20 protein-coding genes are annotated in these 20405 nt (G+C 37.0%); 12 read left to right on the top strand and 8 right to left on the bottom strand.

Annotation, left to right across the window (positions count from 1 at the left end):
- Positions 1 to 19: 19 nt before the first annotated feature.
- Positions 20 to 1882, top strand: coding sequence for a tRNA uridine-5-carboxymethylaminomethyl(34) synthesis enzyme MnmG (gene mnmG, locus ACVWYG_RS12980; RefSeq protein ID WP_457270658.1), 1863 nt, complete (start codon positions 20 to 22; stop codon positions 1880 to 1882).
- A 120-nt stretch (positions 1883 to 2002) separates the two neighbouring features.
- Complete coding sequence (locus ACVWYG_RS12975) at positions 2003 to 3718, top strand: Ig-like domain-containing protein (RefSeq protein ID WP_457270657.1); 1716 nt, start codon at positions 2003 to 2005, stop codon at positions 3716 to 3718.
- A gap of 12 nt (positions 3719 to 3730) precedes the next feature.
- Here ACVWYG_RS12975 and ACVWYG_RS12970 read toward each other — a convergent pair whose 3' ends face one another.
- Positions 3731 to 4240, bottom strand: coding sequence for a gamma carbonic anhydrase family protein (locus tag ACVWYG_RS12970; protein WP_457270656.1), 510 nt, complete (start codon positions 4238 to 4240; stop codon positions 3731 to 3733).
- 10 nt (positions 4241 to 4250) lie between these two features.
- On the bottom strand, positions 4251 to 5837 hold the full coding sequence (gene nadB, locus ACVWYG_RS12965; RefSeq protein ID WP_457270655.1) for an L-aspartate oxidase: 1587 nt from the start codon (positions 5835 to 5837) through the stop codon (positions 4251 to 4253).
- A gap of 438 nt (positions 5838 to 6275) precedes the next feature.
- Here nadB and nadA point away from each other — a divergent pair, with 438 nt between their 5' ends.
- From nadA to ACVWYG_RS12940, 5 genes are all read left to right on the top strand, one after another.
- Positions 6276 to 7268, top strand: coding sequence for a quinolinate synthase NadA (nadA, locus tag ACVWYG_RS12960; RefSeq protein ID WP_457270654.1), 993 nt, complete (start codon positions 6276 to 6278; stop codon positions 7266 to 7268).
- Position 7269: 1 nt separating this feature from the next.
- Positions 7270 to 8529 carry a dicarboxylate/amino acid:cation symporter gene (locus ACVWYG_RS12955; protein WP_457270653.1) on the top strand — a complete coding sequence of 420 codons (1260 nt, stop codon included), beginning with the start codon at positions 7270 to 7272 and terminating at the stop codon, positions 8527 to 8529.
- A 33-nt stretch (positions 8530 to 8562) separates the two neighbouring features.
- On the top strand, positions 8563 to 9603 hold the full coding sequence (gene thiL, locus ACVWYG_RS12950; RefSeq protein ID WP_457270652.1) for a thiamine-phosphate kinase: 1041 nt from the start codon (positions 8563 to 8565) through the stop codon (positions 9601 to 9603).
- A gap of 47 nt (positions 9604 to 9650) precedes the next feature.
- On the top strand, positions 9651 to 10490 hold the full coding sequence (gene purU, locus ACVWYG_RS12945; protein ID WP_457270651.1) for a formyltetrahydrofolate deformylase: 840 nt from the start codon (positions 9651 to 9653) through the stop codon (positions 10488 to 10490).
- Between the two features lie 408 nt (positions 10491 to 10898).
- On the top strand, positions 10899 to 11594 hold the full coding sequence (locus tag ACVWYG_RS12940) for a zinc metallopeptidase (RefSeq protein ID WP_457270650.1): 696 nt from the start codon (positions 10899 to 10901) through the stop codon (positions 11592 to 11594).
- Positions 11595 to 11705: 111 nt separating this feature from the next.
- On the opposite strand, the gene apaG is transcribed toward ACVWYG_RS12940, so the two are convergent.
- Together apaG and dusB are read right to left on the bottom strand one after the other, a co-directional pair.
- Positions 11706 to 12092, bottom strand: a complete 387-nt coding sequence (gene apaG, locus ACVWYG_RS12935; protein WP_457270649.1) for a Co2+/Mg2+ efflux protein ApaG — start codon at positions 12090 to 12092, stop codon at positions 11706 to 11708.
- Between the two features lie 38 nt (positions 12093 to 12130).
- Positions 12131 to 13138, bottom strand: a complete 1008-nt coding sequence (dusB, locus tag ACVWYG_RS12930; protein ID WP_457270648.1) for a tRNA dihydrouridine synthase DusB — start codon at positions 13136 to 13138, stop codon at positions 12131 to 12133.
- 41 nt (positions 13139 to 13179) lie between these two features.
- Here dusB and ACVWYG_RS12925 point away from each other — a divergent pair, with 41 nt between their 5' ends.
- From ACVWYG_RS12925 to ACVWYG_RS12905, 5 genes are all read left to right on the top strand, one after another.
- The gene (locus ACVWYG_RS12925) at positions 13180 to 14106 is read left to right on the top strand and encodes a CPBP family intramembrane glutamic endopeptidase (RefSeq protein WP_457270647.1); all 927 of its coding nucleotides are present in this window, start codon (positions 13180 to 13182) and stop codon (positions 14104 to 14106) included.
- Positions 14087 to 14293, top strand: coding sequence for a putative signal transducing protein (locus ACVWYG_RS12920; protein WP_457270646.1), 207 nt, complete (start codon positions 14087 to 14089; stop codon positions 14291 to 14293). Before ACVWYG_RS12925 ends, ACVWYG_RS12920 begins: the two co-directional genes overlap by 20 nt.
- A gap of 10 nt (positions 14294 to 14303) precedes the next feature.
- On the top strand, positions 14304 to 15113 hold the full coding sequence (locus ACVWYG_RS12915) for a phosphatidate cytidylyltransferase (protein ID WP_457270645.1): 810 nt from the start codon (positions 14304 to 14306) through the stop codon (positions 15111 to 15113).
- A 77-nt stretch (positions 15114 to 15190) separates the two neighbouring features.
- Positions 15191 to 15907 (top strand): DsbA family oxidoreductase, encoded by a 717-nt coding sequence (locus ACVWYG_RS12910; RefSeq protein WP_457270644.1) that lies wholly within the window; start codon positions 15191 to 15193, stop codon positions 15905 to 15907.
- A gap of 87 nt (positions 15908 to 15994) precedes the next feature.
- Positions 15995 to 16321, top strand: a complete 327-nt coding sequence (locus ACVWYG_RS12905; RefSeq protein WP_457270643.1) for a heavy metal-binding domain-containing protein — start codon at positions 15995 to 15997, stop codon at positions 16319 to 16321.
- A 43-nt stretch (positions 16322 to 16364) separates the two neighbouring features.
- Here ACVWYG_RS12905 and pfkA read toward each other — a convergent pair whose 3' ends face one another.
- The 4 genes from pfkA to ACVWYG_RS12885 form a co-directional block, all read right to left on the bottom strand.
- Positions 16365 to 17348: a 6-phosphofructokinase gene (pfkA, locus tag ACVWYG_RS12900; protein WP_457270642.1), complete on the bottom strand. Its 984-nt coding sequence runs from the start codon at positions 17346 to 17348 to the stop codon at positions 16365 to 16367.
- Positions 17341 to 19017: a protein-disulfide reductase DsbD family protein gene (locus ACVWYG_RS12895; protein ID WP_457270641.1), complete on the bottom strand. Its 1677-nt coding sequence runs from the start codon at positions 19015 to 19017 to the stop codon at positions 17341 to 17343. The genes pfkA and ACVWYG_RS12895 overlap by 8 nt, the downstream gene beginning before the upstream one ends.
- Before the next feature lie 142 nt (positions 19018 to 19159).
- On the bottom strand, positions 19160 to 19609 hold the full coding sequence (locus ACVWYG_RS12890) for a protein-disulfide reductase DsbD N-terminal domain-containing protein (protein ID WP_457270640.1): 450 nt from the start codon (positions 19607 to 19609) through the stop codon (positions 19160 to 19162).
- A gap of 2 nt (positions 19610 to 19611) precedes the next feature.
- Complete coding sequence (locus ACVWYG_RS12885) at positions 19612 to 20397, bottom strand: biotin--[acetyl-CoA-carboxylase] ligase (RefSeq protein WP_457270639.1); 786 nt, start codon at positions 20395 to 20397, stop codon at positions 19612 to 19614.
- Positions 20398 to 20405: the final 8 nt, after the last annotated feature.

Raw genomic sequence — 20405 nt, 5'->3', positions numbered from 1 at the left:
AAACACTAAAACAAATAACATGTTTAACAAATACGACTTAGTAGTAGTGGGAGCTGGTCATGCAGGCTGCGAAGCAGCTGCGGCTGCGGCAAATCTTGGATCCAAGGTTCTCTTAATAACTATGAACATGGGAACTATCGCCCAAATGAGCTGTAATCCGGCCATGGGAGGTGTCGCAAAAGGCCAAATAGTACGAGAAATAGATGCGATGGGCGGATATTCAGGGATTGTGTCTGATAAAACGACTATACAATTTAGAATGCTAAACCTCTCGAAGGGCCCTGCGATGTGGAGTCCTAGAGCGCAAATTGACCGAATGCGCTTCGCTGAAGAATGGAGACTAATGTTAGAAAGGACAGAAAATATAGACCTATGGCAAGACAGTGTAGTTGGACTACTAGTAAAAGATGGCGCGGTGTATGGAGTGCAAACATCTCTGGGAATAAAAGTTGAAAGCAAAGCTGTAGTTTTAACAAATGGCACATTTTTAAATGGCATAATCCATATAGGAGAAAAAAAATTCGGCGGAGGAAGAACAGCAGAAAGGGCATCCACCGGCATTACCGAGCAACTTGTTGGTCTTGGCTTCCAATCCGGCAGAATGAAAACAGGAACACCTCCTAGAGTAGACGGGAGATCACTCGATTATTCAAAAATGGAAGAGCAATGGGGCGATGAAAACCCCGGAAAATTTTCATTTACAAACGTAAGTCGCTCGAAGGATAAACGTTGCTGCTGGGTTACTTATACAAACCCCGAAGTTCATGAAGCACTAAAGGAGGGCTTTGAAAAATCGCCAATGTTTACCGGACGGATAAAGGGGTTAGGGCCTAGGTACTGTCCTTCAATAGAGGATAAAATTAATAGATTTTCTGAAAGAGACCGCCATCAAATTTTTGTTGAACCAGAAGGCTGGCATACCTGTGAGATTTATGTGAATGGGTTTTCAACCTCGCTCCCGGAGGATGTTCAACAGAAAGCACTTCGGTTAATCCCCGGCTTTGAAAAAGCAAAAATGTTCAGGCCCGGCTATGCGATTGAATACGATTTCTTTCCTCCAACACAATTAGATTTAACACTAGAGACTAAATTATTAGAAAACCTATTTTTAGCTGGTCAAATAAATGGAACCACTGGATACGAGGAAGCAGCTTGTCAGGGATTTATGGCAGGTATAAACGCCCACCAAAAAATTAACGAGAAAGATCCTATCATTATGAAAAGATCAGACAGTTATATCGGGGTATTGATAGACGATTTAGTAACCAAGGGAACAGACGAACCATATAGAATGTTTACATCAAGAGCTGAACATAGATTGCTCTTGAGACAAGACAATGCTGATATTAGGTTGAGCCCGATAGGACATAGATTAGGTCTAATATCAGATAAAAGAATCGAAAAAGTACATAAAAAAATAGCTGACGCTGAGCATTTGATTAAATTTACTAAACAACAAGGAATAGAAATGAACATTGCTAACCCTATGTTAGAAACCCTCGGATCGAGCGTCCTTAATCAAAATGTAAAAATAAATAGCTTGATATCAAGACCACATGTAGGGATAAAAAATGTAATGTTAGTAAGTCAACCTCTAGCGAAAGCTACCTCACAATTAGACGATGATACGATAGAGCAGGCCGAAATACAAATTAAATATGAAAGCTATTTTGAGAAAGAAAACGAAATAGTAGCAAAAATGTTAAAGATGGAAAACAAAACCATCCAAGTAGATTTTGACTATAATAAAATAATCTCAATCTCAAAAGAAGCCAGAGAGAAACTATTTAAAGTGAAACCAAGAACACTTGGGCAAGCCTCTAGAATTTCGGGAGTTTCTCCCTCCGACATTTCCGTTTTGATGGTTTATATTACTAAATAGTTGATTGTCAAATACTTAAATAAAATATTTTCTGTTAATTTTATGCCTCAATAAGGCGATAACAAAATTTATTCAACTCTAAGGTTAAAACAATGATAAAATGCTGTAAAACGTTTGAAAATGCGAAATAAACGAAGTCCATTTTATAGAATTATGAACATTGCCGTTTTTGGAGTAATTTCTTTAATAATGGCCTGTGCTGTTCCACAAAATCCGCAGGGAGGCCCAAAAGACACCACTCCGCCCAAAGTGGTATTAATGACTCCAAAAAATTTGACAAAAAACTTTACGGCTAAAAAGATAATCATCGAGTTTGATGAATACTTTAAGCTAAATGATGAATTTAAAGAATTTAATATCTCACCAGATCAAGAGAAACCTCCTATTTTAAAAACAAAAGGAAAAAAATTAGAAATTGATTTACAAGATACATTAGAAAAAAATACTACCTACACACTAAATTTTGGTAAAGCGGTTGCTGATGTGAATGAGGGAAATGTAATAAAAAATTTGAGCTATGTTTTCTCGACTGGACCCAAAATAGATTCTTTGCAATTGAGTGGTACCGTAATTAGCTCGCTGACTGGGATACCTGAGTTGGATGCTACAGTTTTTATACTACCACTTAATAAGGATTCACTCCTTGGAAAAAAACGTCCCTCTATTTATACTACAACTGATAGCTCCGGCCGCTACCAATTGAACAATTTGCGAGAAGACGACTACAAGGTCTATGCGTTGAAGGAACAAAGCGGGGGTGGCGATAAAATTTACCAACAAATATCTGATGAAATCGGCTTTAGAAAGGATACGGTACACATCAATAAAAATATTCAAAACTATGATTTACAGGTATTTAAGGAGAAAGCATCTAAATACAGAACTGTAGACAGAAAGTTTAATTTAGATGGAAGTATGTATTTTATATTTAACCAGCGTTTAAAGAATCCAACAATTAACGTCATTCAACCTGCCCCACTGAACAAAGACAAATACGTTTCGTTTTCTAAAAACAACGACACAGCGAATGTTTGGCTGGGAAAACTAGATTTTGATTCTGTAAAACTAGAAATCTCGGACGCAGGAAAAAAATTAGATACGATATCATTTACGCGTGGAAAGAAAGATGATTATAAACGAGAGCTAACCTTCACAGACAATACAAGTGATTTAAAGCTTAGTCCTTTCAAATCATACACATTAACTGCTAATTTTCCACTTACTGGAGTAGACCAGACAAAGATTAATTTATTAGAGGATTCGATAAAAAGAACTAATTTTGAGATTATTAAAGACAGTGTAAACTTCTTAAAGTATTATATCAAATACCCGTGGCAGACAAAAAGAACATATAACATTAAAATTGAGCCCGGAGCATTTACAGCTATTTTTAATACTAAAAATAAACTGATTAATAAAAGCTTTACCCTTGGTAGCAAAGATGATTACGGCTCCCTGATCTTACATGTAGAAGTTCCTGATACGACAAAAAGTTACCTAGTAGAGTTTATCACTGAACAAAAAGAAACTATAAAAACATATCCAATTAAAAAAAATCAGACTATAAATTTTGCAAATTATCCTTCAGGAAAGTATTTTATTCGTGTAATATATGATGCAAACAATAACGATGAGTGGGACACAGGAAACGTATCCGCTCGTTTACAACCGGAAAAAATTTGGTACGATCCAGTAGAGCGATCTTTGAGGGCAAACTGGGAACGAGAAGATAAGTTAACTATCCCACCACCTCCAGAAAAACCTACACCACCGCCCATTACAGTAAAACCACCCGTAAAAGAAACTAATAACAATCTAAATCGTAGATTCAATTAAAATTAGCTTTCCCTACTGAAACCAGCTAGCGTATAAGATGTAATTGTCTGGCAAGCTATTCAATAAATTGCGCTGTTGAACTGAAATTGGCTTTATCTTCTTTGCAGGAGTGCCTGCATAAATATATCCGCTTTCGCACACCGTATTTTCAAGTACGACAGAACCAGCGGCTATGATACAAAATGACCCGACTACCGCATTATCCATTACAACAGCCTGCATACCTATTAAAACATTATCCTCTACGATGCAGCCATGCACTATGGCATTGTGCCCAACAGAAACTCTATTTCCAATAGTGGTAGAAGCCTTTTGGTAGGTTGCATGGATGACAACACCGTCTTGTAAATTCGTCTCATTGCCAATCGAAATGCGATTTACGTCACCCCTTATCACAGCATTAAACCAGACCGAACACCTATTTCCTAAACTTACATCACCAACAATAGTCGCATTTTCGGCAATAAAACAATCGTCGCCTATAAGTGGCGAAACTCCTTTTACTGGAAGTATTAATGGCATTATTTTCTATCTAAAGTATTGTATCGTGTATTTTCTGTATCCGCCAATCGTAATCTGTGGTATAATGCAACCCTCTACTTTCTTTCCGCTCCATAGCTGATTTTATAACTAAATAGGCAGCTTGAATTACATTTCTTAATTCACAAAGCTTTACAGATACCTTGTTCTTCTTATAAAACTCCTCAGTTTCTTCATAAATTAAAAACAACCTCCTGTAAGCCCTTTGAAGACGAAAATCAGATCTAACGATGCCAACGTAATCTCCCATAATTCGCTGTGTCTCTCTCAAATTATGGGTTACCAAAATATCTTCGTCTACCTGTGTAACCCCCTTATCATCCCAATCTGGAACGTTATCCGGTATTTCGTTATTTTTAAAATTCTCTACTGCATCCAAATAAATTCGGTGTGCAAACACAGTAGCTTCAAGCAATGAGTTAGAAGCTAACCTGTTGGCTCCATGTAATCCAGTCGAAGAACATTCCCCACAGGCATAGAGGTTTTTAATAGACGATCTCCCATATTCATTAACCAAAACACCGCCACACATATAATGTGAAGCTGGAGTAACGGGAATAAAATCCTTTGTCATATCAACTCCAATGGACAAACATTTTGCATAAATATTTGGAAAGTGTTTAAGAATATCCTCCTTACTTCGCATCGTTATATCTAAATAAACAAAGTCGTCTCCAGATTTCTTCATTTCTGCATCCACAGCTCTGGCAACAATATCTCGAGGAGCAAGAGATAGTCGCTCATCATACTCATGCATAAACTCTGTTCCATTTTTTCTTTTTAAAATACCCCCAAATCCTCTAACTGCTTCAGATATTAAAAAAGATGGGTATTCTCCAGGATGAAACAAAGCGGTTGGATGGAATTGAATAAACTCCATATTTCTTATCTTTCCTTTTGCTCGATAAACCATAGCTGCTCCGTCTCCAGTTGCTATAACCGGGTTAGTAGTGGATGAATATACATGCCCAGCGCCTCCTGCAGCCATAACAGTAACCTTTGCTAAAATCTTTTCTACATCGTTAAGCTCAGTATTAAAGGCATATACGCCATAACAGTTAATATCTTCACTACGTTTATCCACGAAAGTGCCTAAATGGTGTTGGGTAATCAGTTCCAATGCAAAGTAGTGGGTTAATATTTCTATATTGTCATTTTGATGGATCTCTTGTAAGAGAACTCTTTCTATTTCATAGCCAGTAACATCCTTATAATGTAAAACCCGATGCGCTGAATGCCCACCCTCTTTGGCTAAATCATAAAAACCAGATTGATCTTTATCAAAATCAATCCCATAGTCAATAATTTCTTGAATTCGCTGCGGTCCTTCACTTACCACTATTTCCACTATCTTCTCATCACAAAGTCCATCGCCAGCAATTAAAGTATCAGAAATATGATTTTCAAAAGAATCCTGCTTATCAACCACAACAGCCACCCCACCTTGTGCATACTTGGTATTAGACTCATCTTCGTTTGATTTCGTAACAATTAAAACGTTGCCGTGTTTAGCAGCCTTTAATGCAAAACTCAAACCTGCAATCCCTGAGCCAATTACTAGAAAATCTACTTTACGCATTATCTATAAGTTTTAAAAATCATGTTAACAAACCCCTTATAATTGTTAATTTCATGTCTACATTGAGCTAACAAATTTTCTTGTTTGTTTAAAGATAGCTGAAAATACCAAGTTGATCTATTTCTTTGCTCAACTTTTAAGCCAGTTTTTACGAGTAACTAACTTTTTGAACTTAACAAACAGTTAACATTCTAGTATTGAAAAGTTAAAACCATTTAATAAATTAAGTTGAAAATGAGTGAACTAACATTTTAAACAGTAAACACAATTGTGGAGAAGTCTAGAATAACTTAAAAAGAAGAAGCTATTTAATAAACTTGCCAACAAAGTTAACACACTAATAAACCTTAATAATTATATATTTAAAATAACTATTAAATATTAAAGTGTGGAAAGCATGTATCTTTGGAGAAGCTTCAAATGGAATAAAAACAGGTTATGAATATTTTAGAAGAAATTAAGCAGAAAGGATTTGTAGATGAGCAAATAGATCCGACTTTAGATCTTTTTGAAGAAATAGCAAAGTTAAAAAGAGAAAAAAATGCAATTGTTCTTGCTCACTATTATCAGGAACCTGATATACAGGATATTGCGGATTATATAGGGGATAGTTTAGGGTTATCACAAGAGGCAGCAAAAACTGACGCAGAGGTAATTGTATTTGCGGGTGTTCATTTTATGGCAGAAACAGCAAAGATTCTGTCGCCACAAAAAATAGTTTTATTACCAGATGTTAAAGCGGGATGCTCTTTGGCAGACAGCTGTCCGCCGCATTTATTTAAGAAATTTAAGGAGAAATATCCAGATCATTTGGTGATTACCTACGTAAACTGCACTGCCGAATTGAAGGCAATGAGCGACATTGTTTGTACTAGCACAAATGCTGTTCAGATTGTAGAAAGTTTACCTAAAGATCAAAAAATTATTTTTGGTCCAGACAGAAATTTAGGTGCATGGGTTGCCAAAAAGACCGGTAGAGATTTGGTACTTTGGAATGGTGCATGCATGGTTCACGAAATTTTTTCTAAAGAGAAAATTACCAAATTAAAAGCACGTCATCCAGATGCAAAATTCATCGCCCACCCTGAGTGTGAAGAGGTTATTCTAAGAATGGCAGATTACATAGGTTCCACAACAGGTCTACTAAAGTACACGATAAACAATCCCGCAAAGGAATTTATAGTAGCAACTGAAAGTGGTATTATCCATCAAATGGAAAAGTCAAATCCTTTAAAAACTTTTATACCTGCACCACCAAACAACAGTTGTGCCTGTAACGACTGTCCATATATGAAGAGAAATACCCTAGAAAAGCTTTATTTGTGTTTAAAAAATGGCCTACCAGAAGTTACAGTTCCCGAAAATATTATAGCGCTTGCTAGAAAACCTATTCAGCGGATGTTGGATATTTCTGCTGACTTAGGATTGTAATATGAAAGCTAAAGTTATTCTAAAAAATTATGGAAGCCTATTATGGTTATTATTAGGAATAATTTTGGGAAGCATTTACGGACTTTTTTTTGGTAAAAATGTAGAAAGTATAAAGCCTTTAGGAGACATTTTTCTTAATCTTTTATTTACCGCGGTAATTCCTTTAGTATTTTTTGCTGTTTCATCTGCCATTGCAAACATAGACAGGGATAAAAAATTAGGTAAATTATTAACAGTTATGGTATTGGTGTTCTTGTCTACTGTACTAATATCGGCTTTACTGACCTTATCGGCTACTTGGTTTTTTCCCATTACGCAACAAGCATCTACAACTTTGTTTTTGCCAGATGTGGTAAAATCGCAAAGTGTCGGGGAACAAATTACACATTTGGTAACAGTTAATGAGTTTTATCAAATAGGAAGTAGACAAAATATGCTAGCGCTAATTGTTTTATCTGTCTTTGTCGGCTTCTCAACGCTTTACGCGGATGAAAAAGGAACTGCGTTTAAAAACTTTTTAGTTTCGGGAAACGAAGTGATGAAGCAGTTAATAGTCTTGATTATGAAATTGGGACCAATTGGTTTGGGGGCATATTTTGCCTATCAAGTGGGCGTTTTTGGTCCTCAGCTTTTTGGTACTTATGCAAAGGCACTAGGACTATACTATGGAATTGGGGCGTTTTATTTTGTGGTATTTTTTAGTTTTTATGCTTTTGTTGCAGGCGGTTTTAAAGCAATAAAAATATTTTGGAAAAACAACATCGTGCCTAGCTTAACGTCAATAGGTACTTGCAGCAGCATTGCTACAATACCAGCTAATTTGGATGGAGCTGCTAAAATGGGTGTACCAGATTATATCGCAAATGTAACCATTCCACTCGGGTCGACGCTGCACAAAGACGGTTCAAGCATAAGTTCTATTGTTAAGATTGCCGTAGTTTTTGCTATGTTTGGGAAAGATTTAGCACACGTAGATACTATTTTGCTTGCCTTAGTAATTACGGTTCTTGTAAGTATTGTAGAAGGGGGGATACCAAATGGTGGTTATATTGGAGAACTTTTGATGATTTCAGCATACCATCTTCCACCCGAAGCATTGCCTCCAGCAATGATTATTGGCACTTTGGTAGACCCAATGGCAACTTTGTTGAACGCAACCGGAGACAATATAGCGGCCATGTTAATTGCACGATTTACTGAAGGTAAAGACTGGCTTAGAAATTACAAAAGCGAGATAGAATTAAAAAGAGTTATTAATTAAAAGCAGCATTGCTTTTAATAAAACGTTGTGAATATGTTTGAAAATAAAGAAAAAACGGAGATAAATCAGTTAGGTGAATTTGGGTTGATAAAACATCTTACTTCTAGATTTACAATAAAGAATAGTGAATCTGTAAAAGGAATTGGTGATGATGCAGCGGTTTTGGACGCAAAAGGGAAGCAAGTGCTAATATCAACAGATCTACTTTTAGAAGGCATTCATTTTGATCTGGCCTACGTTCCACTCATTCACTTAGGATATAAAGCAGTACAAGTAAATCTAAGTGATATTTATGCAATGAATGGTATGGCGAGTAGCATCACTGTATCGATTGGATTGTCTAGTAAATTTCCCTTAGAGGCTGTGGAAGAGATTTATAAAGGGATAGAATTGGCTTGCAATAGATTTAACATAGATCTAATTGGTGGCGATACTTCTTCTAGCAAACAAGGCTTAATTATAAGTGTAACAAGCATTGGTTATGTTGATGTAGATAAGGTGGTGTATAGAAGTGGCGCAAATGAGAATGATTTGTTATGTGTTTCGGGCGATTTAGGAGGCGCTTACGTAGGCTTGCAAATTTTAGAGAGAGAGAAATCAATTTACCTGGAAAACCCACAAATACAACCAGATTTGGAGGGGAAAGATTACATTATAGAAAGGCAATTAAAGCCCGAGGCGCGCAAAGACGTAATCGCTTTATTAGAAGATTTAAACATCAAACCCACATCTATGATAGATGTTTCTGATGGTTTAGCTTCAGAAATTTTGCACCTAGCTACCCAGAGCGATAAAGGGTTCACAATTTATGAGGATAAAATTCCTTTAGATCCAATGACCTACGAGACAGCAAGAGAACTTGGATTAGACCCAACGGTATGTGCTTTAAGCGGTGGAGAAGATTATGAATTGTTGTTTACAATTAGCCAAAATGACTATAATAAATTAAAAAATGATGTAGATGTAACGGTTATTGGACATGTGACGGATAAAAATTCAGGATGCAAAATGGTGTCTAAATCAAACCAAGTTCATGAACTAACTGCACAGGGATGGAACGCTTTTAAAGGTTAACGGGTATAAAAAATAGCAGATTGGATGTTCGTCAATAATAAAATTTTTTGGAAGCCTTAACCATTTTAATTTCTTGCACAGATAGAGTGGGATTAGTCTCTAGCATAAGCAATGCGCTAGCATCAGAGAAACTAAACATTATTGCCATGCGAGAATTCGTTGATGAAGCAAGTGATGCTTTTTTCGCTAGAATTGCTTGTGGAAATTTAACAACCGACAACTTTATTTTAAAGGAAAATCTACTCAAGCTGTTGCCTATTAATGCTAGTGTTAATATTATTTGCGCAGAACAGCCATCAGCTGTAATTTTGGTTACTAAAGAATATCACTGTTTGGCCGAAATTTTAGTCAAAAACCAATTTAAAAATCTAGGTGCATCGGTTAAATGCGTAATTGGAAATTACCAAGATTTAGAAGAAGTTACCTCGCAGTTCGGCATACCCTATTTTTTTGTAGATCATAAAGAAAAAAGTAAAGAAGTTTTTGAACAAGAAGTTAAAAAAATTATAAATAGGTTTAAGGTCGACTATATTGTTTTGGCAAAATTTATGAGAATCCTCTCACACGATTTTATAAAAAGCTATCCGGATAGAATTATAAATATTCATCATTCTTTTTTACCAGCTTTTATAGGTGCAAATCCGTATAGACAGGCTTTTGAACGAGGAGTAAAAATAATAGGCGCTACCGCACATTTTGTTACTGATTTGCTTGACCAAGGTCCAATTATCGCTCAGCAAATTACACATATAGATCATAATTTTGGGTTAAAGGAAATGGTAAAAGCAGGAAAAGAAGTGGAGAAACGTGTGCTGCTAGAAGCGTTGGATTTAGTTTTTGAACATCGTGTTTTTATAAGTGGCAATAAAACAGTTGTATTTAAATAAGACTGATAATAAGACGCATATGTTTGTTTTGTTCCATTTTCAATACAAGAGACTAACCTCCGTGAAAGAGTATTTTAGAAATAAAATTTTTTATAGCTTTATTAGACTTTTTAATCAACTTATTTACAAGTTAAGCTAAAATTCCAGCCAAAGGCAGGTTATGGTTTAGGCCATCCATTTAAGTTCTAAAAATTTGTACTATTATAAAGATGAGTTAACTTTCATTTTCTACTGTTTGTAACATTTTAGTAAGGTTTAACATCGTTTAGAGAATGAAAAATCTTTCAGAAAGTGCCTTCAATATAAGTTAGCAATGTCATCATTGGGCAAAATACTCGTATTTTAATCTTCAGGCATTATAGGAACGCTTTTTGATATGTGAGTGATTGAAAAACATAAAAATAGAAAATGGGGGTTTATTTAATTTTAATCATCCCGGTATTAGTGTTGAGCATGTTTGTACAATGGCGTTTTAGGAACAAGTTTTCTAGGTATGCCGAAATACAGCTTAGCTCGGGTTTGTCGGGAAAAGAAGTGGCAGAAAGGATGTTAAGAGATAATGGCATTTATGATGTAAGTGTAATGAGTACAGAAGGTCAATTAACCGATTATTACAATCCATCAGAAAAAACCGTTAATTTAAGTACAGATGTTTATTACAGCAGAAGTGTTGCAGCAGCGGCGGTAGCAGCTCATGAATGTGGGCACGCAGTTCAGCATGCGAAGTCTTACGCTTGGTTGAATTTTAGAAGCACGATGGTCCCGCTGGTTAGTATTTCTTCCAACTTGTTGCAGTGGGTTTTGTTATTGGGCGTTATGCTTTTAATCTTTTCTGTTACACCAATTGTGTTGGCAGTCGGTGTAATAGGTTTGGCCTTAATCACACTGTTTAGCATCATTACATTACCTGTGGAGTTTGATGCGAGTAACAGAGCAATTACTTGGTTAAAATCTAACAATAGTGTGATGCAAACACCAATTGAAAGTCTGCAAGCTAAGGATGCGCTTTGGTGGGCAGCAATGACTTATGTGGTAGCTGCAGTTGGGGCAATTGCAAATCTATTGTATTATGTATCTATGCTTTTTGGAAGGGGCAGAGACTAAGAAATTTTATCTACCGATGAAAGGCAACGAGCGGCTTGGGATTTTCTCAGCCGCTTTTGCTTTGTTGGGCAAGAGAAAAAGTGTTTAGAAATAAAGTTATTTTTTTAAACTTTAATTAAGTTTATAAGGAGCAATCAGAAGAAATTCTGGAATGTCGACATCAATTAACACATTATCTGCCAAACGCTTCATAGTGAAATAACCTTTCATACTACCTAAATCGGTTTTTAAATTACAGCCAGAAACGTATACATGGGTTTCTCCTGGATCTATTACTGGTTGCATCCCTACAACACCTTCACCTTCTATCTCTTTCTTTGTGCTATTAGAATCAAAAATGTACCAATGGCGACTTAACAACTTAACGCTATTTTCTGTAAGATTAGAAATTTCTACTCGATAAGCGAACATAAAATGATCACTACCTGGATTAGAGTATTCCGGTTGAAAAATAGTTTCTACGGAGACTTTAACTCCTTCTGTAATAGCTGTTGTCATCTATTTTAAATTGCTTGCTGATGCAATGATCGCAAAAATCAAGCCAACTCCCCTACCCGGTTTTGGTGAGCGTAAACTTCTCTAATCTCTTCCAAAATAGCATAAATATTGCTAATCTCACCCTCCTGTACCAACCTCATCCTAAAAGGTTTAAAATCTTGCATTCCTTTAAAGTAATTTGCGTAATGACGGCGCATTTCGAAAATTCCAATCTTCGGTCCTTTCCATTCTATAGATTTTTTTAAATGTGTACTGCAAACAGAAATGCGCTCTTCTACTGTTGGCCCCTCTAGCTTTTCTCCTGTTTTAAAAAAATGCTTTATTTCTCTAAAAATCCAGGGATAACCAATGGCCGCCCTACCAATCATAATGCCATCCACTTCATACTCTACACGCCAATTTGCAGCTTTTCCCGGACTATCTATATCTCCATTTCCAAAAATGGGAATCTTAATTCTAGGATTTCTCTTAATTTCTTTAATCAGAGTCCAATCCGCCTCACCTTTGTATAATTGGGCACGAGTACGTCCATGAATTGTTAGGGCTTGGATACCAACATCTTGTAAACGCTCCGCAACTTCGCAAATATTTTTTGTGTTGTCGTCCCATCCGAGTCTGGTTTTCACGGTTACGGGCAAATGTGTCGCACTGACAACAGCTGTGGTCATTTTAACCATTTTATCCAAATCTTGTAACAAGCTAGAGCCCGCTCCTTTACAAACCACATTTTTAACAGGACAGCCATAATTGATGTCTACTAAATCTGGTCCCGCTTGCGAAGCAATCTCTGCCGCCTCTCTCATGTGGTCTATATCGCCGCCAAATATTTGTATACCTATTGGACGCTCGTATTCGAAAATATCTAGTTTTTGTCTGCTTTTGGCCGCATCTCGAATCAAACCTTCGGACGAAATAAATTCGGTATACATCAAATCCGCGCCATTTTGTTTGCAAACAAAACGAAAAGGCGGATCACTCACATCTTCCATCGGAGCCAAAAGCAATGGAAATTCTCCTAAATCTATATTTCCTATCTTAACAGACATTCTTTATCTTCGAAAAATTAAACCACAAAGGTACAAATTAAATGGATTTCGAAATTCCAGAAAAAAAAGAGTCTAGTCCATTTCTTCAATTGGTATTGTTGGTTGCATACGCTATTTTGGGCGCAATTATATGCACCGTTTTATGTTTAATTATTTTGGTAATCATTTACGGATTTCCATTATTTAAAGACTTTAACTCTTTAATAGCCGGTGATCCTCGGTATTTAAACGGCTTAAAGATTTTACAAATAGGTTCTACCATCGGCATGTTTCTTCTCCCACCGATCATATTGGCCTATACTGAACATAGAAAGCCAAAACATTTTTTTGGCCTATATCAACCACAGGCGATGTTGTTATTGCTGGTGCTTGCCATTATGTTTATCAGCATGCCATTGATGGAATGGGGAGCCGTATGGAATCAAAAAATGGTGTTGCCAGAATTTTTAAAAGGTGTAGAACAATGGATGAAAGAAAAGGAAGATGCTGCAGCAAAATTGACCTTAGAACTTATAACCGTTAAAAACCCCTGGGATTTTGGAGTTAACCTATTGATGATTGCAATCCTGCCTGCTATAGGCGAAGAGCTTATGTTTAGAGGCGGTTTACAGCGCATTATAAAACGAATGTTTGGCAACCCACATCTAGCTATATGGCTAACCGCTGTAATTTTTAGTGCAATACATATGCAGTTTTATGGCTTTGTGCCAAGATTGCTATTGGGCGCTGGATTTGGATATCTCTATTTTTACAGTGGTAATTTATGGTATGCTATTTTCGGGCATTTTTTAAACAACGGGTTTGCCGTTTGTGTGGCATATTATATGCAGCATCAAGGGTTGCCAATAGATAATGCAGATCAACCTATTGGTTTTGGATGGTACTTTTACTTTTTAAGTGCCATATTTACCATAGCTTTGTTTATATATTTTAAAAAAAACACATCAAGTGGAAGAAAATTGGGTTAAGATTTACACAACAAGAGATACGTTTACAGCAGAGGTAATTAAACAAGGTTTAAATGAAGACGGAATACCTGCAGTGACAGTTAACAAGCAATTTTCAGCCTATAACCTTGGCGAAATAGAGGTGTTTGTGAGCAAAGAAAATTTTGATAGCGCCATTGAATATCTCGTAAAAAATGAAATAGAGTAATCCTTAAGCGATGAAAACTCGGGCAATTACAGCTTTATTTTTTACCCTTGTTATGCTGGCATCGGTTTTCTTTGGCGGATACATATTTTCTAGCTTTTATTTGGTGCTGAGCGTTTTTGCCTTGCTAGAATTTTATAAAGTGCTGATAAAGGCTGGTGTAAAACCACAAGTTTTTTTTGGTCTTCTTGTGGCTTTTTGTCTTTCTTCTGCATTTATACTCAGGCACTACATCCTTTTCGACTTAAAATATTTGCTTCTTGCTGTTCCGTTATTCAGCGGATTTTTTATTCTAGAGCTTTATCGCAAAAAAACAATGCCGTTTGCCAACATCGGATTTACTATGTTAGGGCTTGTTTATGTTGTTTTCCCTTTTTGCTTTTTTCACTCCCTTGGTTTTATAGAAAACTGGCATACTTATAGCTTTCACTTACCGCTAACTTTTTTGCTAATGCTTTGGGCAAATGATACGGGCGCTTATCTCTTTGGAGTAAAATTTGGGAAAACCAAACTGTTCGAAAGACATTCACCGAAAAAAAGTTGGGAAGGGTTTTTGGGTGGAATCTTCGCTAGCATTTTAGTCGCTTACTTGGCATCGCTATTCTTTCTAGAATTTTCTTTTTTAGTTTTCTGTGGGATGGCCCTTCTCATCTCTATCATTGGAACAGCTGGCGATCTTGTTGAATCTATGCTTAAAAGAAGCTTAAACATCAAAGACAGCGGAAGTCTATTGCCGGGCCATGGCGGTCTATTGGATCGATTTGATGGACTGCTTATTTCCGCTCCGTTGGTTTACATCTACATATATTTTATTCTTACATAGGCGAACGATCTTCCCAAAATGAAATTTATTTTACACCAGAAAAACTAAAGTTTTCTCTTAAATAGGTATTTTAGAAGATGAAGATAGAAATATGGTCAGATGTGGCATGCCCATTCTGTTACATTGGTAAAAGACATTTAGAAAAGGCCCTAGAAGTACTGCCTTTTAAAGATGAGTTAGAGATTATTTGGAAAAGCTACCAATTAGATCCTTCTTATCAAAATACCAATAACGAATCCATCTATGATCATTTAGCAGATAGCAAAGGAATGACAATCGCCGAGGCAAAGCAAATGACTGCACAAGTTGCTGCGATGGAAAAGGATACGGATTTAGTAATGAATTTCGAGGAAATTATTCCTGCAAATACTTTCGATGCACACCGACTCATTCACTTCGCGGAAAAGCATAAGCGACAAGGTGCCGCCAAAGAGGCTTTGCTAAATGCTTATTTTATAGATGGAAAAAATATTGCCAATGAGGTTGTATTGGTTACGATTGGAGAAGAATTGGGACTCGAGAAAAGCGAGGTTTTAGAAATGCTTAGAGGCGAAATGTTTAAAGATAATGTAAAGTCAGACATAGCAGAAAGTAGAGATTTGGGCATTAGCGGGGTGCCTTTTTTTGTGTTGGATAGAAAGTATGCCATTTCTGGTGCTCAGCCTGTCCAGTCATTTATAGACGCGCTAAAACAGAGCTTTGAGGAGTGGAAAGTGAACCATCAGCGTTCGGTCTTAAAATCGATTAGTACCGAAAATGGAATTAATTGTGCTCAAAATGAATGCGAAATTTAATACATCGGCTTTTTGTCTGTAACATATCTAGTAAAAACAGATCGATTAGCTAACATTTAAACCAATAGAAACCTAAGAATTAAACAGATGATTGTAAGTACAACCCCACAACTTGAAGGAAAGAGAATAGTAAAATATATAGGTTTGGTAACCGGGGAAACTATTATTGGGGCAAATATTTTTAAAGATTTATTCGCTGGTATTAGGGATATAGTCGGCGGTAGATCGGGCTCTTACGAACGTGTGTTGCGCGAAGGTAAAGATACAGCCATAAGCGAAATGCAACAGTATGCAAGCGCAATGGGTGCAAATGCAATTGTGGGTGTAGATTTAGATTACGAAACGGTGGGAAACGGAGGCAGTATGCTGATGGTAGCCGCAAGTGGTACCGCAGTTATAATAGAAGATTTATAACAGTAGCGGAAGGCAAAGTGCCTTCTGCTATTGTTACGGTCGACTAAAAAGCAAGAATGTCTAACAATCTAATCCATTTTGGCATCACAGCTTCTGCATCGATGTGCTTAATTGCATGATCAAACGGGGTAAAAGTGATTGCTTTATCCACCAAACCGACCATGCTGTTTTTTTCGCCCTTTAATAACCCTTCAACCGCGGCTACACCAAGTCTGCTTGCCAACACTCGATCCATACAGGAAGGCTTGCCTCCCCGTTGAATGTGGCCCAAAACAGCAACTTTTGTATCATAATGTGGGTAGGTTAATTTTAATATTTCTGCAACTCCAACAGCCCCGCCGTTTTCATCTCCTTCGGCAACCACTATTATTTTCGAAGCTTTGTCTTTTCTGCTATTGTCTAATTTATGCAGTAATTCTTCAACACCCATTTTCGCCTCTGGGATTAAAATTGCTTCGGCTCCAACGCCAATCCCGCTTCGAAGCGCTATTAATCCAGAATCTCGTCCCATTACCTCTACCAGAAACAGCCTATCATGAGATTCTGCGGTATCTCTAATTTTATCTACCGCGTCAACCACAGTGTTAAGGGCAGAATCGTATCCGATCGTAAAATCTGTACCCACCAAATCATTGTCTATCGTTCCAGGAAGGCCAAGAACAGGATAATCATTCTCTTTTGAAAAATGATCAGCGCCAACGAAAGTTCCATCACCGCCAATCACAATAAGCGCATCTACATTGTTCAACTTTAAATTATCGAGTGCTTTTTTCCTTCCTTCAGGTGTTTGAAACTCTTCGCTCCGACCAGTCTTTAAGATAGTTCCACCCCTTTGAATAATGTTCGCGACGGATTTGCGATCCATCTCTATAAATTCGTTATTTATGAGCCCTTCGTATCCGCGGATAAATCCTGTAACTTCAATATTGTAATAAATTGACGCACGCACTACAGCTCTAATCGCTGCATTCATTCCCGGCGAATCACCGCCTGAGGTCAAAACCCCAATTTTTTTAATGTTAATCATTTTTTTTCTTTGCAAACTCAGACAAACCCTTGTCTAGATATTGTAAATATTTATCTATATTTAATTCAACGCCTATAGGAGGCGACACCAACTCCTGCTCGTCGGTGCCCAAAAGTACGTAATATGGTTGCGAAATAGTATTAAATTTTGTTGCCTGTAAGTCTTTAAACTTTTTACCCACCGTATTTATCCTAGTACTCAAAATTAAAGACTCATATTGCTCTGGTTCTGGCAAATCTGTCTTATCGTCAGTATATAACGAAACAACGACATAATCATTTTTTAATTTTTGCAATACTCTTGGGTCAGACCATACTTTGGCTTCCATTTCTCTACAGTTTACGCACGCATGCCCAGTGAAATCTAAAAACAAAGGTTTTTTAACTTCTTTTGCATAAGCTAAAGCTTCTTTGTAATCAAAAAAGCCATCTATATTATGTGGTATCTTAAGGAAATCGGAATATTTCCGTTTGGCATGAGTCGGTGTAGGCCCCTGGGCGAAATCTCCAGCTTGACCAATGATAAAATCTTGTGTAGAGAGCGGCGGAACCAAGCCACTCACACCTTTCAAAGGAGCCCCCCAAAGACCAGGTATTAAATAGATTGCAAAAACAAATGCCATCGTTGCGGTAAAGAGCCTTGGAATAGAAATATATGGCAGGTCACTGTCATGAGAAAATTTGATTTTCCCGAGCAAGTATATACCCAATAGAACGGCGAGAACAATCCATATCGCTAAAAATATCTCTCTATCTAAAATCCCCCAATGATAAGCTAAATCCGCACTTGATAAGAATTTTAATGAAAGACCGAGCTCTAGAAAACCTAAAAACACTTTGATGGAATTTAACCAGCCACCAGATTTTGGCAAGCCTGACATTAAGCTTGGAAATATGGCAAACATGGTAAAGATGAAGGCTAGAGAAAATGAAAAGCCAAACATTACCACAATTGGAGTCAGTAAATCAGTATTTATGGCCACTAAAGAAGTCCCAATCAGTGGCCCTGTACAAGAAAATGACACTACTGCTAGCGTAGCGGCCATAAAGAATATACCGCTAAGGCCTTTTGCGTCCGATTTCGAATCGAGTTTGTTTACAAATGAACTTGGCAGGGTAATTTCGAAGGCTCCTAAAAATGAAACGCCAAAAATAACCAATATTAAAAATATAAAAATATTGAAAAATCCATCGGTAGAAAGTTCGTTTAAAGCACTTGCACCCCAAATTAATGTGATGATTACTCCTAAAGCAACGTAAATTACAATAATCGATAAACCATATATCACGGCACTTTTTATTCCTTTCGCCCTACTCTCAGCACGTTTAGTAAAAAATCCAACCGTTAATGGAACCATCGGGAAAATACAAGGCAAAAAGAATGCTGCTATTCCAGCCAACAGACCCAATCCAAATGTAATCCATAGTGATTGTTTAGCTTTTGGTGCGGTCTGCACTTCAGAAGTTTTGGGTGAGGTTAATTTTGCTGAATTTTTTTCAGCTTTGTTGCTAACTGTATCTGTTACGGCACCAACTTCTGTAAACACGAGGTCGTCTGGCACCTTATTAACTGTTGCTGTATCTTGCAGCCCTGCTGCATTGCTATTTCCTGGCAAGGCCGTAATCGCCAAAAAGCACATGAGTAACGCAACAATAAATCTCTTCATCATTTAATAGTTTTGAGGCGGTGAAAATACGTATATTTTAATAAAAGAGCCGCCGGATGGGGTTCTTCGGCTTTAATTTTACTTAATAAAGAAACAGCCACAGGTTTTCTGCAGCTGTTTCTGTAAAGTAATCTCTAAACCAACTTTATTTTATGGGAACAGAAAATGAAATCTCCTCGGGAGGCAAACATTCCTTATCATTACAGACCATAAACTCTACCTTTCCTTTAATATTAGTTGTAGACTTATTAAGTTTGACTTTCTGTTGGAATACCACCTGATTTTCGAAGTAACTCACATTCATTTTAAATGCTGGTTCGTATTTTACAATTGCTTTTGGTTCGAGGGTTTTACCTAATAAATTATAATCTTTAGACGGACTGAAGGAAAAGGATGTCTTCACTGGGCCACCGTCTTTAACATTCTGGCTGTACATGTGCCAAGAGTTATCGATCCGAGCCTTTATATACAAAATTACCTCATTTTTCCCAGTCTTCTTGGCTGCGTAACTCCATGTAACAGGCTTAACAATTTGTGAAAATGCAACAGACACCGTAAACAGTGCGACTGCTAGCATTAGCGATAGTTTTTTCATGTTTAATTTGTTTTTTGTGTGTGTAAAAATTGTACTTCCTTAAAATTAAATTTTTTAAGGTGATTTTCAATATCGATAAGTAGAAGCCCAGAGTCATCAACATCTGTTATTGTCCCTTCAAAAACCTGTCCGTTTTCACTAAAAAAGGAAGATTGTCCTCTAAGATACAGGCTTTCCGAGTAATCTCTGTGTAAAATATCATACTTTTTAGACAATAGCAAGAGGTAATATTTCTCCATAAAAACGCAAATCTCTCCAACTATTTCGTCTAAATCTATATCCGCTCCTAAAATCGCCGCCAAGGAAATAGTTCTCGAAGCAATAGATTTGCTAAAACTACGCTGATTGACGTTAATGCCAATGCCAATTATGGATGATTTGATGATTGTTCCTGCCAACGTATTCTCTATCAGTATTCCACCTAATTTCTTGTTTTGGAAGTATAGATCGTTAGGCCATTTAATTTTGACGGGTTCTTTGGTAAACCGGTTTAAAGCACGTGTTACAGCCAATGAAACGGCAATATTCAAAAAGAATTGCTTATGTAAAGGAATGGCTTTCGGCGACAAATAAATGCTAAGCATAATGTTTTTGCCGCGCTCACTTTCCCAAATTGCACCCTGCTGGCCTCGACCCGCAGTTTGGTGTGCTGCCATTATTACAGTGCCCTCTGCCAATGGCTCGGAATTTGACAGTAAGTCTCTCAAATAACTATTGGTAGAATCTACCTCAATTAATTTGATAAGTTTCTGACCGATAAATAAGGTAGAAAAAGTGTTATTTTGCAACTGTTTAT

Source organism: Pedobacter sp. UYEF25 (assembly GCF_054061655.1).
The sequence above is the reverse complement of the archived record's forward strand: the minus strand, read 5'-3'. Positions and strand labels throughout refer to the sequence as shown.

Excerpts from the sequence above, each read along its gene's own strand:
- mnmG (WP_457270658.1), top strand. The coding sequence starts at position 20 with ATGTTTAACAAATACGACTTAGTAGTAGTGGGAGCTGGTCATGCAGGC.
- ACVWYG_RS12975 (WP_457270657.1), top strand. The coding sequence starts at position 2,003 with ATGCGAAATAAACGAAGTCCATTTTATAGAATTATGAACATTGCCGTT.
- ACVWYG_RS12970 (WP_457270656.1), bottom strand. The coding sequence starts at position 4,240 with ATGCCATTAATACTTCCAGTAAAAGGAGTTTCGCCACTTATAGGCGAC.
- nadB (WP_457270655.1), bottom strand. The coding sequence starts at position 5,837 with ATGCGTAAAGTAGATTTTCTAGTAATTGGCTCAGGGATTGCAGGTTTG.
- nadA (WP_457270654.1), top strand. The coding sequence starts at position 6,276 with ATGAATATTTTAGAAGAAATTAAGCAGAAAGGATTTGTAGATGAGCAA.
- ACVWYG_RS12955 (WP_457270653.1), top strand. The coding sequence starts at position 7,270 with ATGAAAGCTAAAGTTATTCTAAAAAATTATGGAAGCCTATTATGGTTA.
- thiL (WP_457270652.1), top strand. The coding sequence starts at position 8,563 with ATGTTTGAAAATAAAGAAAAAACGGAGATAAATCAGTTAGGTGAATTT.
- ACVWYG_RS12940 (WP_457270650.1), top strand. The coding sequence starts at position 10,899 with ATGGGGGTTTATTTAATTTTAATCATCCCGGTATTAGTGTTGAGCATG.
- apaG (WP_457270649.1), bottom strand. The coding sequence starts at position 12,092 with ATGACAACAGCTATTACAGAAGGAGTTAAAGTCTCCGTAGAAACTATT.
- dusB (WP_457270648.1), bottom strand. The coding sequence starts at position 13,138 with ATGTCTGTTAAGATAGGAAATATAGATTTAGGAGAATTTCCATTGCTT.
- ACVWYG_RS12925 (WP_457270647.1), top strand. The coding sequence starts at position 13,180 with ATGGATTTCGAAATTCCAGAAAAAAAAGAGTCTAGTCCATTTCTTCAA.
- ACVWYG_RS12915 (WP_457270645.1), top strand. The coding sequence starts at position 14,304 with ATGAAAACTCGGGCAATTACAGCTTTATTTTTTACCCTTGTTATGCTG.
- ACVWYG_RS12910 (WP_457270644.1), top strand. The coding sequence starts at position 15,191 with ATGAAGATAGAAATATGGTCAGATGTGGCATGCCCATTCTGTTACATT.
- ACVWYG_RS12905 (WP_457270643.1), top strand. The coding sequence starts at position 15,995 with ATGATTGTAAGTACAACCCCACAACTTGAAGGAAAGAGAATAGTAAAA.
- pfkA (WP_457270642.1), bottom strand. The coding sequence starts at position 17,348 with ATGATTAACATTAAAAAAATTGGGGTTTTGACCTCAGGCGGTGATTCG.
- ACVWYG_RS12895 (WP_457270641.1), bottom strand. The coding sequence starts at position 19,017 with ATGATGAAGAGATTTATTGTTGCGTTACTCATGTGCTTTTTGGCGATT.
- ACVWYG_RS12890 (WP_457270640.1), bottom strand. The coding sequence starts at position 19,609 with ATGAAAAAACTATCGCTAATGCTAGCAGTCGCACTGTTTACGGTGTCT.